The sequence below is a fragment of the Pseudomonas sp. H3_D04 genome, assembly GCF_054669175.1.
Window position 1 is genome coordinate 4,567,674 of the sequence record NZ_CP162801.1, and the last position, 13,065, is coordinate 4,580,738.

Sequence of the window (13,065 nt, forward strand, 5' to 3'; positions counted from 1 at the left end):
GAAAAACCGTTAGGTGCTGGCTTTATTTAACGTTGGCTTTGGCCAGGCGCTGATAGCGCACGGCCTCGACGAAGACATCGGAATTGGCCGGGTCATCCAGGTAGGCAAAGACCTGATCCATGCTGCTGTTGATCAATACGCCGTCGCCATCATCGGTCTGGAAACCTTCACCGCTCAGGACTTTTTGTCCGAGGGCTTGATTGATCTGTTCGAGATCGAGGTTGTAGACCACCAATTCGTGCTTATCGGTCAGTTCAAACCCGGCGATGATGAAATGCCCGCCGAACTGTGCCGGCACCTTCGCCGACAGGTACCAGCGGCTGCCGTGGCGCGACACCGTAAAGGGGTAGGCCTCGCGCTCTTTGGGTTTGGCCTTGAGGTAGCTGACCGCCTGGTAACGACTGTCGCCCAGACGGGTCAGCTCCAGGTTCATCGGCTCGCCCCAGGCGTTGGTGCTGGTCCATTTGCCGAGCAGACCTTTGGGCGCGGGGTCGCTGGCGGGCAGTGGGTCCCTGAAGGTCACCAGACAGCCACTGAGCAGCAGGAACGACAAGGCGATCACAACGACACGCCAGGCTTTCATTCAACACTCCCTATGAACACACAGCCCCGAATGGTCACCGACCTTGCAGGAGCGAGTTTTGCCCGCGAAGGCGTTGTGTCAGTCAACACATAGGTTGAATGTTATACCGCCTTCGCGGGCAAGCCTCGCTCCTACAGGGTCGAGTGCCCCGCAGGAATTACACCGACGCCAATACCAAATGCATGTAGCGGGTCAGGATACCGAGCATTTCGGCTTCGGCGACAGGCTCGGCGTCGTTGAGCAGGCCCTGATATTCCATCCGTCCGATAATCGCCGTCAACACTTTGGCATCCTGTTGTGGTTCGCGCGAACCCAATACCTGGAAAAGCTGGCATGTGCCCTGGAGCAGAATCTGCTGATGTGAACGTACCAGCTCAGCAAGGCGCGGGTTCAGCAGCGCTTCCTGGCGGAACGCCTGTTCGGCCATCAAGTGCTCGCGACGGTTGATCAGTTGCCGGTGAACGTAGTCCGACATCAATCGCGCAATGTCGTCCGCCAGCTGCGAGCGCGACTCGGGGCTGCCGTCGCCGCTGACCACCATCTCGCGCAGCAGGCCCTCGTTATTGATCCACAACTTGGCCATGAACGCGGCGCTGCGTTCCACGTACTGGGCGAAGGTATCGGTGAGCAAGTCATCGATATCCTTGAAGTAATAAGTGGTGGCCGACAGCGGCACACCGGCCTCGGCCGCTACCGCTCGGTGACGCACGGCCCGCACGCCATCGCGCACGACAATGCGCATCGCCGCATCGAGAATGTCCTGTCGACGCTGCTCGCTGCCCTGTCGGCTGGCCTTGCGGCCCTGGTACTGAACGCTTTCAGCGACCGCAGTGGCGACGCCCGCTGCACCTTCTTGAGCAATTGCACGGTTCACGACAGGTATTCCTCTCTTACTTCAAAAGTAACCATTTGATACGTTTGTACCAGACAGGCAATAAAAAGCCGCCTGTTATAGGCGGCTTTTTTATTGAAACACTTACGCTTGTGGCCGCATGTGCGGGAACAGGATCACGTCGCGGATCGACGGTGAGTTGGTCAACAACATCACCAGACGATCGATACCGATCCCTTCACCGGCCGTTGGCGGCATGCCGTACTCCAGCGCGCGAACAAAGTCGGCGTCGTAGTGCATGGCTTCGTCGTCGCCCGCGTCCTTGTCGGCCACCTGCGCCATGAAGCGCTCGGCCTGGTCTTCCGCGTCGTTCAACTCGGAGTAGGCGTTGGCGATTTCACGGCCGCCGATGAACAGTTCAAAACGGTCGGTGACGCTTGGGTTGTCGTCGTTACGACGGGCCAGCGGCGACACTTCGAACGGGTACTGAGTGATGAAGTGCGGCTGCTCCAGCTTGTGCTCGACCAGTTCTTCGAAAATCATCACCTGCAACTTGCCCAGACCTTCGAAGCCCAGCACCTTGGCGCCGGCCTTCTTGGCGATGGCGCGAGCCTTCTCGATGTCCGTCAGGTCGTCAGCGGTCAGCTCGGGGTTGTACTTGAGGATCGAGTCGAACACCGACAGACGCACGAACGGTTCGCCGAAGTGGAACACTTTGTCGCCATACGGCACGTCGGTGCTGCCCAGGACCAGCTGCGCGAGTTCGCGGAACAGTTCTTCGGTCAGGTCCATGTTGTCTTCGTAGTCGGCGTACGCCTGGTAGAACTCCAACATGGTGAATTCAGGGTTGTGACGCGTCGAAACGCCTTCGTTACGGAAGTTGCGGTTGATCTCGAACACTTTCTCGAAACCGCCAACCACCAGGCGCTTGAGGTACAGCTCAGGCGCGATACGCAGGAACATTTCCAGGTCCAGCGCGTTGTGGTGCGTCTCGAACGGCTTGGCTGCTGCGCCACCCGGGATGGTTTGCAGCATCGGCGTTTCGACTTCGAGGAAGTCACGCTTCATCAGGAAGCTGCGGATGTGCGCGATCACTTGGGAACGAACGCGGAAGGTCTGGCGTACCTCTTCGTTGACGATCAGGTCAACGTAACGCTGACGGTAGCGCTGCTCGGTGTCGGTCAGGCCGTGGTGCTTGTCCGGCAGCGGGCGCAGCGACTTGGTCAGCAGGCGCACTTCGGTCATTTCAACGTACAGGTCGCCCTTGCCGGAACGGGCCAGGGTACCAACGGCTGCGATGATGTCGCCCATGTCCCAGGTCTTCACCGCGGCCAGGGTGTCTTCGGACAGGGTCTTACGGTTGACGTAGACCTGGATGCGCCCGGTCATGTCCTGGATCACCATGAACGAGCCACGGTTGAGCATGATGCGACCGGCAACCTTGACCGGGATTGCAGCCTCTGCCAGCTCTTCCTTGGTCTTGTCCGCGTACTGTTTCTGCAAGTCTTCGCAGTAGTTGTCGCGGCGGAAGTCGTTGGGGAAGGCATTGCCCTTGGCGCGCTCGGCAGCAAGCTTTTCCTTGCGCAGGGCGATCAGGGAGTTTTCTTCCTGTTGCAGGGCTTGCGGGTCGAGTTGTAGGTCGCTCATGTCTTTAAATATTCCATCAGGTTCGTTGCCCCCGGCATTCGCCGGGGTTCGCGGGCAAGCCTCGCTCCTACAGGGTCGTATTGACCCCCGCAGGGCGTGCGTTAAAGCCCTTGTTTCAAGCTGGCCACCAGGTATTCGTCGATATCGCCGTCGAGCACCTTGTCGCAGTCACTGCGTTCGATGTTAGTGCGCAAATCCTTGATTCGCGACGCATCGAGCACGTAAGAGCGAATCTGGTGACCCCAGCCGATGTCCGACTTGGTGTCTTCCAGGGCCTGGGAGGCGGCGTTGCGTTTCTGCACTTCCTGCTCGTACAAGCGCGCCCGCAACATTTTCATCGCGGTGTCTTTGTTGGCGTGCTGGGAGCGTTCGTTCTGGCAGCTGACCACGGTGTTGGTCGGTACGTGGGTGATACGTACGGCCGAGTCGGTGGTGTTTACGTGCTGACCACCGGCACCGGAGGAGCGGTAGGTGTCGATGCGCAGGTCCGACGGGTTGATGTCGATTTCGATGTTGTCATCGATTTCCGGCGACACGAACACGGCCGAGAACGAGGTGTGGCGGCGGTTGCCGGAGTCGAACGGGCTCTTGCGCACCAGACGGTGCACGCCGATCTCGGTGCGCAGCCAGCCAAAGGCGTATTCGCCCTTGATGTGGACCGTGGCGCCCTTGATCCCGGCGACTTCACCGGCCGACAGTTCCATGATGGTCGCGTCGAAACCGCGTTTGTCAGCCCAGCGCAGGTACATGCGCAGCAGGATGTTGGCCCAGTCCTGGGCCTCGGTGCCGCCGGAGCCGGCCTGGATGTCCAGGTAGGCGTTGTTGGCGTCCATCTCACCGCTGAACATGCGACGGAATTCGAGTTTTTCCAGCGACTCGCGCAGGCGCTCGACTTCGGCAGCGACGTCATCGACGGCGGCCTGGTCTTCTTCTTCGGCGGACATCAGCAGCAAATCTTTGGCATCGGCCAGACCGCTGTGCATTTCGTCGAGGGTTTCGACGATCTGAGCCAGCAGCGACCGCTCGCGGCCCAGTTCCTGAGCGTACGACGGGTTGTTCCAGACAGCCGGATCTTCAAGCTCGCGATTGACTTCAGTCAGACGCTCATGCTTTTGATCGTAGTCAAAGATACCCCCGAATAGTTTCGGAGCGCTCGGACAGGTCCTTGATACTGTTAAGGATCGGGTTGATTTCCATGGCGGGCAGCACTCGTTGGCGAACTTTTGAAAGCCGGCGAGTATAACGTAATCAAGCTGTCACGGCAGCCCGCCTGGCGGCTTTAGGGGCGAATGATTAAAGCGGACGCCGAGTAATCTGTGGCGAGGCAGCTTGCTCTCGTTGTACTGCGCAGCAGTCCCCTTCTTTTTGCGCAGAAGAGGGGCCGCTTCGTGGCCCAGCGGGGCAAGCGCCCTACCCACAGGGGGTATTTGCCATCCAAGCGATCAATATTCGCAATCTCGGTCGTCCGCTACTCGATGCCCACCTGATTGCGCCCATTGTTCTTCGCCAGGTAAAGCCCCTTGTCCGCCGCCGAGATCAGTTGCCGGCAATCGCTGCCCGGCTGCGGGATCATGGTCGACAGGCCGATGCTGATGGTCAGGCCAGAGCCTTCGCTGGGGACAATGTGCGGAATCTTCAGCGCTTCCACCGTGAGGCGGAGTTTTTCCGCCACCAGCCGCGCCCCGCCCGGCGTGGTATTGGGCAACACCAAGGCGAACTCTTCCCCGCCGTAACGGGCTGGCAGGTCCGAGGGCCGGGCGCTCGCGTCGCGAATCGCGGTCGCGACTTTACGCAGGGCTTCATCGCCTTCGAGGTGGCCAAAGCTGTCGTTGTAGGACTTGAAGTAGTCGACATCGATCATCAGCAGCGACAGCTGGCTCTGATCACGCAGGGAGCGGCGCCATTCCAGCTCCAGGTATTCGTCGAAGTGCCGACGGTTCGAGAGCCCGGTCAAGCCGTCGGAGTTCATCAACCGCTGCAACACCAGGTTGGTGTCGAGCAACTGCTGCTGGCTGACCCGCAACGCGCGGTAGGCCGCATCGCGCTGCAACAGCGTCATGTAGGACCGCGAGTGGTAGCGAATTCGCGCCACCAGCTCGATGTTGTCCGGCAGCTTGACCAGGTAATCATTGGCCCCGGCCGCGAACGCCGCGCTCTTGATCAGCGGGTCTTCCTTGGTCGACAGGACAATGATTGGAATGTTCTTGGTCGCTGGATGATTACGGTACTCACGTACCAGGCTCAGGCCGTCCAGCCCGGGCATCACCAGATCCTGCAGGATCACCGTTGGCTTGATGCGGATCGCCTGCGCAATGGCCTGGTGTGGATCGGCGCAGAAGTGGAAGTCGATATTGTCTTCATTCGACAACCCGCGACGCACCGCCTCGCCGATCATCGCCTGATCGTCCACCAGCAACACCATGGCGGCGTTTTCGTCGGTCTTGAAGTCGTCGAGCTGTAGGTCAGTCATGTGCGGTCACCTGAATACTGCTTGGGCCAGGATTGCTGCGAAAAGTCTTCATTTTGGGAAAATCTCCAGCAATCGTGGCGCTATCTTGTCCAGTGGGCGAACTTCCACGGCGGCGTCGATGGCCGCTGCCGCTTTCGGCATTCCGTAAACCGCACTGCTTTGTTGGTCCTGCGCGATGGTCAGGTAGCCCTGTTGGCGCATGAGTTTAAGCCCCTGCGCGCCGTCGCGTCCCATGCCGGTGAGCAATACGCCCACGGCATCGCCATTCCAGTAACTGGCCACGCTCTCGAAAAACACGTCGATCGAGGGCCGATAGATCTCGTTGACCGGTTCGGCGGTATAGGCCAGCGTGCCGTTTTTCAGCAAGCGAATATGGTGGTTGGTGCCCGCCAGCAACACTGTGCCGGCCAAAGGAGGCTCGCCTTCCTGAGCCAGGCGCACCTTCAGGCCGCTGGCGCTGCTGAGCCATTCGGCCATGCCGGCGGCGAACACCTGGTCAACATGTTGCACCAGCACGATCGCGGCCGAAAAATCCCGTGGCAGCCCTTTCAGCAAGACTTCCAGCGCCGCTGGTCCGCCTGCCGACGAGCCGATCGCAATCAAGCGCTGGCGCGAGGCCGAGCTACGCAGCGGGCTGGGGGCCGATCGCTCACGATTGCCCTTGTCACCAATCAGCCAGCCGATGTTCATGATCTTGCGCAACAACGGCGCCGCTGCCTCCTGGGCATTGCCGACACCGAGGGCCGGGGTGTCGACCACGTCCAGCGCACCGTGACCCATGGCCTCGAACACCCGGTGCACGTTCTGCTGACGGTCAACCGTGACAATGACGATGGCGCAGGGAGTGTCGGCCATGATCCGCCGGGTGGCCTCGACGCCGTCCATCACCGGCATGATCAGGTCCATCAGGATCAGGTCCGGGGTATTTTCGGCGCAACGCTGCACCGCCTCCGCGCCATTGCCGGCGACCCAGACCACTTCATGCGCCGGTTCGAATGCCAGGGCGCGGCGCAGGGCCTCAACCGCCATGGGCATGTCGTTGACGATCGCTATTTTCATGCCCGCGCTCCTCCGATGAGCTCAACCACTGCATCAAGCAGGGCGTCGTCATGAAAACTGGCTTTGGCTAGATAATAGTCGGCTCCGGCGTCCAGTCCACGACGACTGTCTTCTTCGCGGTCTTTATAGGACACCACCATAACCGGCAGCGATTGCAGGCGATTATCCTGGCGCAGTAAAGACACCAGTTCGATGCCGTCCATGCGCGGCATATCAATGTCGGTGATCAGCAGATCGAAATCCTCCGAACGCAGGGCGTTCCAGCCATCCATACCGTCGATCGCAACGGCCACGTCGTAGCCGCGATTGAGCAGCAACTTGCGCTGCAACTCGCGAACGGTCAACGAATCGTCGACCACCAGAATCCGTTTGCGGGCCGCTTCGACGGCCTGGCTGCCCTGACGGGCAATCCGCTCCAGACGCCCGGTGTTGAGCAGCTTGTCCACCGAGCGCAGCATGTCTTCGACGTCGACGATCAGCACGACCGACCCGTCGTCGAGCAAGGCCCCAGCGGAAATGTCCTGCACCTTGCCCAGACGTTCGTCCAGCGGCAATACGACCAATGTCCGCTCGCCGATAAACCGCTCGACCGCCACCCCGTAAATCGCCTCGCGCTCGCGGATCACCACAACTTTCAGGGTTTGCTGACTGCTCGCACCCGTCGGACGCTGCAACAGCTGACTGGCAGCGACCAGCCCGACATGCCGGCCTTCGTACCAGAAGTGCTGGCGCCCTTCGACCTGAACAATGTCCGCCGGCTCCAGGTCGCACATGCGCTCGATGTGCGCCAGCGGGAACGCATACGCCTCGTCACCGACTTCCACCACCAGACTGCGCACCACCGACAGCGTCAGCGGCACTTCAAGATGAAAGCGGCTGCCCTCGCCTGCGGTCTGCTCCAGCACCACCGCGCCGCGTAACTGACGGACCATGTGCTGAACCGCGTCCAGGCCGACACCGCGACCGGACACTTCGGTGACCCGGTCGCGCAGGCTGAAACCCGGCAGGAACAGGAACGTCAGCAACTCTTCTTCACTGAGCTGCGCGGCAGTTTCAGCCGGGGATAATTGCCGCGCGATGATGCTGCGACGGACCTTTTCCAGATCGACGCCGTGACCGTCATCGCTCAATTCCAGCACCAGCAGACCGGCTTGATGAGAGGCGCGCAGACGAATCAGCCCTTCTTCAGGCTTGCCGGCGAGCAAACGCTGCTCGGGGGATTCGATGCCGTGATCGACAGCGTTGCGCAGCAAATGCGTCAGCGGCGCTTCGAGCTTTTCCAGGACGTCGCGATCGACCTGGGTTTTCTCGCCCTCGATCTCCAGTCGCACCTGTTTACCGAGGCTGCGACCGAGGTCGCGGACCATGCGCACTTGCCCGCTCAACACGTCGGCAAACGGCCGCATGCGACAGGCCAGCGCAGTGTCGTACAAGACCTGCGCCCGCTGACTGGCCTGCCAGGCAAACTCGTCCAGTTCGGCGTTTTTTTCCACCAGCAATTGCTGCGCTTCGGCCAGCAGCCGCCGGGCATCGCCCAGGGCCTCCTGAGCTTCGAGGCTCAAGGCATGTTCCTTGAGGTGGACGTTGAGGTTTTCCAGCGCCCGCAGGCCATTGTTCTGCATGCGCTTGAGGCGTTGCATCGTGGCCAGGTGCGGCTTGAGTCGCTGGGTTTCCACCAGGGACTTGCTCGACAGATCGAGCAGGCTGTTCAGGCGTTCGGCCGTGACGCGCAACACGCGTTCGCCATTTTCAGTGGTGCGCCGGAGCTTTCTCGGCGGTTCGACGGGTGGCGGTTCGGCGACCGGAATCAGTTCCTCGACTTTGGGCGCGAGTGCTTCAGGCTCCGGCTCGGACTCGGACTCGGTCATGAACGGGGCGATCGGCGTGCTGATCGGCGCGGCCAGCGCATTTGGATCCAGCAACCGCGCCATCAGTGCCACATAGGCCTCGATATCCGCCGATTCGGGATTGTTACTCGGCGTCGCAATGCGCATCAGCAAATCAGTGCCTTGCAGCAAGGCGTCAATGTGCTCGGGCCGCAGGTACAGGCGCCCTTCCTGCGCGCTGACCAGGCAATCTTCCATCACATGGGCGACGCTGACGCCGGCATCAACCCCGACAATCCGCGCCGCGCCTTTGAGCGAGTGAGCCGCGCGCATGCACGATTCGAGGTGATCGGCCTGGGTCGGATCGCGTTCCAGCGCCAGAAGACCTGCGCTCAGCACCTGGGTCTGGGCTTCGGCTTCGAGGCTGAACAGCTCCAGCAACGAGGCGTCGCGCATTTGCTCGGGGGTCATGTGAGGCTCCGGGTCACGGCGGACAATAGCTGTTCTTCATCCAGCCAACGCAGGCTGCGACCCTTGAATTGCAACACGCCCCGGGTGTATCTGGCGCTGGCTTGGGTGCCGGACTGCGAGGCGGCCTCGAGAATGCGTTCGTCGATGGCGTGAATCCCGTCCACTTCGTCCACCGGCACCACCACTGGCCCGCCGTGGGCGGCGATGATCAGCATCCTCGGCATCACGCGCGCGCCTGACGTCACGCTGGCAGTGCCATCGAGACCGAGCAGTTCCACCAGCGACAGGCACGCCACCAACGCACCGCGCACATTCGCCACGCCGAGCAAGGCCCGAGAGCGCTGGTGCGGTAACGAATGAATCGCTTGCAGCGGTGCCACTTCGACCAGGCTGCGAGTGGCCAGGCCCAGCCATTCTTCGCCAAGTCGAAACATCAGCAGCGAGCGGGTTTTCACGTCGATTTCCACCGCCACCGAGACCTGCTCGCGATCGTCCTGTTGCAAGGCGTAGCGGTCGAGCAAGCGCGTGGCCGCGGCGGAATACACCGCGCAGTTGCGGCAGTGAATGTGTTCGATCAGCAGCGGGCAGGACTTGTCGCCGTGGATTCCGATGCGGTTCCAGCAATCATCGATGGCCTGGGCATCTTCATGGGTGAGGTTCAAAGTGTCGGAGGCGTTCATCGTTTACGCTCACTGTCGGCGGCGCGTTCGCTGCGGGCGGCGCGGTCCTGCAATCTTTTCGCACCCGCCGTGTCGCCCTGGGATTGCAGCAAGGCTGCCAGGTGCATCAACGCGTCGGGATGTTGCGGTTCGAGGTACAGGGCCTTGCGATAAAACCCTTGGGCTTCGAGCGCTCGACCAGCGACATCGCTGAGCAGTCCCAGCCAATAAAACACCTGGGCCACAGGCTCGTGGCTGCGCAAATAACCTTCACAGGCGGCGCGAGCTTCGGCACTTTTGCCTTCGTTGGCGAGGGCAGCGATGTTGGCCAGCAAGGCGGCAGCGTCCGAAGCTTTTGGCGTGACGACCGGCGGCGTGTGAGTTGCGAACGGACGATGGCGCACGGGCGGCGGAGTCACGCTACGCACCGGCTGACGCACTGGCAGCGGTGTCGGAACAAAGACTGGCAGAGGCTCGGGCGCGCTCTGACGACTGAAGGCAAACGACTGCGGGATGCCAATCGAGCGCATGCCGAATCGACCGAGCAAACTGCCTTCGGCCGGGCCGATAAACAGCACGCCGTCGACATGGGTCAGGCGCTTGAGCACTTCGAAGACTTGTTGCTGGGTAGGCAGATCGAAATAGATCAGCAGGTTGCGGCAGAACACAAAATCATAGGGTGGCTCGCTGGCCAGCAGCGCCGGATCCAGCAGATTGCCGACTTGCAAACGCACCTGTTCAAGCACTCGCTCGTTGAGGCGGTAGCCGTCTTCTTCGGCGCTGAAATGCCGCTCGCGAAATTCGATGTCCTGGCCACGAAACGAATTCTTGCCGTACAGCGCACGCTTGGCTTTTTCCACCGACAGCGGGCTGACGTCCATGCCTTCGACCTTGAACTGATGCGGCTTAAGTCCGGCATCGAGCAAGGCCATGGCGATGGAGTACGGCTCCTCGCCCGTGGAGCACGGCAGACTGAGAATCCGCAGCGCGCGCATGTAATTGATGTCGGCCAAACGCTGGATGGCCAGTTTCGCCAGGGTTGCGAAGGATTCCGGGTAGCGGAAGAACCAGGTCTCGGGAACGATCACCGCTTCGATCAACGCCTGCTGTTCGTCCTGCGAACCTTGCAATGTGTGCCAATACTCGTCGGCCGTCAGCATCCTGGAGGCGGTGCTGCGCTGGCGCACCGCGCGCTCGATGATTGCCGGCCCCACCGACGTCACGTCGAGGCCGATGCGTTCCTTGAGGAAATCGAAGAACCGCTGATCGCTGCTCATGGCCCGTCCTCAAGCAGCGCCGTGGCCAGCGGTGGCGAAGGAAACAGCAGCGCGCGCACCTGTTCATCGAGCAGATCGGCCACCCGCACCCATTGCAGCAAGCCTTGGGCATCTTCACGGACCGGCCCCAGGTACGGCGCCTGGCGATTGTCCAGGCCATAGGGCTTAAAGTCCGCCGGATTGCAACGCAAGGTGTCGGTGGCCTGCTCAAGAATCAGTCCAAGCAACTGTGAAGGCGTCTGCTCGTCCGGCCAATAGTGCACCAGCACGAGCCGTGTGCTGGTGCGCGATTGCGCCGGTTCGCCAAAGGTCAACGCGCTGAGGTCGATCACCGGCACCACCGCGCCGCGATAGGCAAACACCCCGGCGACCCAGTCAGGTGCCTTGGCAATCGGCTTCAATGGCAGACGCGGCAGCACCTCGGCCACCTCGCGCGCCTGCAAGGCATAACGCTCGTTGCCGATCCGAAACAGCAAAAACAACGCCTGTCTGGCCGGCATCACCGTGCTGTGTTTGGCCGCGAGTTCGCTCATCAGACTTTGAATCGCGAGACGCCGCCCCGCAGCCCGACGGCCACCTGGCTCAGCTCGTCAATGGCGAAACTGGCCTGGCGCAGGGACTCGACGGTCTGGCTGCTGGCATCACCCAACTGCACCAGCGCGTGGTTGATCTGTTCGGCGCCGGTGGCCTGCGCCTGCATGCCTTCGTTGACCATCAACACCCGCGGCGCCAGCGCCTGAACCTGGTGGATGATCTGCGACAACTGCTCGCCGACCTGTTGCACTTCAGACATGCCGCGCCGCACTTCTTCGGAGAACTTGTCCATGCCCATGACTCCGGCCGACACCGCCGACTGGATTTCACGGACCATTTGCTCGATGTCATACGTGGCCACGGCGGTCTGGTCCGCCAGACGCCGCACTTCGGTGGCGACCACGGCAAACCCGCGCCCGTATTCACCCGCCTTTTCGGCTTCGATCGCGGCATTCAGAGACAGCAGATTAGTCTGATCGGCGACTTTGACGATGGTTACCACCACCTGGTTAATGTTGCCGGCCTTCTCGTTGAGGATCGCCAGTTTGGCGTTGACCAGATCGGCCGCGCCCATCACCGAGTGCATGGTCTCCTCCATGCGCGCCAGGCCTTGCTGCCCGGACCCGGCCGCGACCGAGGCCTGGTCGGCGGCGGTGGAGACTTCGGTCATGGTGCGCACCAGATCACGGGAGGTGGCCGCGATTTCACGGGACGTCGCGCCGATTTCGGTGGTGGTGGCGGCGGTTTCGGTGGCGGTGGCTTGTTGTTGCTTGGAGGTGGCGGCGATTTCGGTCACCGACGTGGTGACCTGGACGGAGGAGCGTTGGGCCTGGGACACGAGCGAGGTGAGTTCGGTCATCATGTCGTTGAAGCCGGTTTCCACGGCCCCGAATTCGTCTTTGCGTTCCAGGTTCAGACGGCCGCTGAGATCACCAGTGCGCATGATTTCGAGGATCTGCACAATCCGGTTCATCGGCGCCATGATCGCGCGCATTAACAGCAAACCGCAGAGGCCGGCGGCCAATACCGCGACCAACAGGGAAATGCCCATGATGACTTTCGCGGTGATCACGGCGTCATCAATGGCCGCGATGTCCTGGTCGGCGACCGCTTTGTTTTCGCGGATGATGTCATTGAGCTTCATGCGACCTGCGGTCCAGGCCGGGGTCAGTTGCTCGTTGAACAGTTTGATCGCGTCGGCTCCCTGATTGCGCTTGTGCAAGTCGAGCACAGCGGCCAGGACCTTGTTGTAATCGGCATGGAGTTTTTCAAAAACGGCGTATTCGACCTTGTCTTCATCCGTGGTGACGGTGGCCTGGTAGTTCTTCATTTGCTCCTGCAGATGAGCTTCGAAGCTTTTGAAGCTGTCGGCTTCTTCTGCGCTGAAACCCTGCCCCTCTTTCAAACCGAGCATCTCCTGGGTTCGAAGGTACGTGTCGACCCAGGCACTGCGAACCATCGAGCTGTAATACAACCCGGGCAACGCGTCCTCACGCACACTGGCTTCGCTGACCTCAATCTTCAAGAGCCGCGAATAGGAGACAACCACCATCAACAACATGATGGCGATAATCACCGCAAAGCTCGCCAAAATGCGTTGGCGCAACGTCCAGTTCTTCACGGGTCAATCCTCGGGCGATTCAAATGCCGGGGAGTATAGCTGAGGGTGTTTCATTTATAAGACGGGTGTCATGCTTCTATTTCGTC

At 61.1% G+C, this 13,065-nt stretch carries 11 protein-coding genes; all 11 read right to left on the reverse strand.

Annotation, left to right across the window (positions count from 1 at the left end):
- Window positions 1–22: 22 nt before the first annotated feature.
- The 11 genes from AB4N91_RS21210 to AB4N91_RS21260 all read right to left on the reverse strand — a co-directional run bounded on the left by AB4N91_RS21210 (window position 23) and on the right by AB4N91_RS21260 (window position 12,979).
- Window positions 23–583, reverse strand: a complete 561-nt coding sequence (locus AB4N91_RS21210; protein WP_010462911.1) for a hypothetical protein — start codon at window positions 581–583, stop codon at window positions 23–25.
- Window positions 584–740: 157 nt separating this feature from the next.
- A complete protein-coding gene (locus tag AB4N91_RS21215) occupies window positions 741–1,457 on the reverse strand; it encodes a TetR/AcrR family transcriptional regulator (protein WP_010462913.1) in 717 nt (238 codons plus the stop codon).
- A 102-nt stretch (window positions 1,458–1,559) separates the two neighbouring features.
- Window positions 1,560–3,062 carry a lysine--tRNA ligase gene (lysS, locus tag AB4N91_RS21220; RefSeq protein ID WP_010462916.1) on the reverse strand — a complete coding sequence of 501 codons (1,503 nt, stop codon included), beginning with the start codon at window positions 3,060–3,062 and terminating at the stop codon, window positions 1,560–1,562.
- Between the two features lie 101 nt (window positions 3,063–3,163).
- Window positions 3,164–4,259, reverse strand: a protein-coding gene (gene prfB / locus AB4N91_RS21225; protein WP_102593528.1) for a peptide chain release factor 2 whose coding sequence is annotated in 2 segments (ribosomal slippage) — window positions 3,164–4,186 and window positions 4,188–4,259 — 1,095 coding nt in all. Because the reading frame shifts where the segments join, the coding sequence is not laid out codon by codon here.
- Window positions 4,260–4,530: 271 nt separating this feature from the next.
- Complete coding sequence (locus AB4N91_RS21230; RefSeq protein ID WP_010462924.1) at window positions 4,531–5,532, reverse strand: diguanylate cyclase domain-containing protein; 1,002 nt, start codon at window positions 5,530–5,532, stop codon at window positions 4,531–4,533.
- A gap of 48 nt (window positions 5,533–5,580) precedes the next feature.
- On the reverse strand, window positions 5,581–6,591 hold the full coding sequence (gene cheB / locus AB4N91_RS21235) for a chemotaxis response regulator protein-glutamate methylesterase (RefSeq protein ID WP_077748306.1): 1,011 nt from the start codon (window positions 6,589–6,591) through the stop codon (window positions 5,581–5,583).
- Window positions 6,588–8,888 (reverse strand): hybrid sensor histidine kinase/response regulator, encoded by a 2,301-nt coding sequence (locus tag AB4N91_RS21240; protein WP_154911824.1) that lies wholly within the window; start codon window positions 8,886–8,888, stop codon window positions 6,588–6,590. The genes cheB and AB4N91_RS21240 overlap by 4 nt, the downstream gene beginning before the upstream one ends.
- On the reverse strand, window positions 8,885–9,568 hold the full coding sequence (locus AB4N91_RS21245; protein ID WP_154911825.1) for a chemotaxis protein CheW: 684 nt from the start codon (window positions 9,566–9,568) through the stop codon (window positions 8,885–8,887). The genes AB4N91_RS21240 and AB4N91_RS21245 overlap by 4 nt, the downstream gene beginning before the upstream one ends.
- Window positions 9,565–10,824 carry a CheR family methyltransferase gene (locus AB4N91_RS21250; RefSeq protein ID WP_154911826.1) on the reverse strand — a complete coding sequence of 420 codons (1,260 nt, stop codon included), beginning with the start codon at window positions 10,822–10,824 and terminating at the stop codon, window positions 9,565–9,567. Before AB4N91_RS21250 ends, AB4N91_RS21245 begins: the two co-directional genes overlap by 4 nt.
- Window positions 10,821–11,357: a chemotaxis protein CheW gene (locus AB4N91_RS21255; protein WP_102593531.1), complete on the reverse strand. Its 537-nt coding sequence runs from the start codon at window positions 11,355–11,357 to the stop codon at window positions 10,821–10,823. Before AB4N91_RS21255 ends, AB4N91_RS21250 begins: the two co-directional genes overlap by 4 nt.
- Entirely contained in the window at window positions 11,357–12,979 is a 1,623-nt protein-coding gene (locus tag AB4N91_RS21260) for a methyl-accepting chemotaxis protein (protein WP_010462936.1), read from the reverse strand. The genes AB4N91_RS21255 and AB4N91_RS21260 overlap by 1 nt, the downstream gene beginning before the upstream one ends.
- Between the last annotated feature and the right edge of the window lie 86 nt (window positions 12,980–13,065).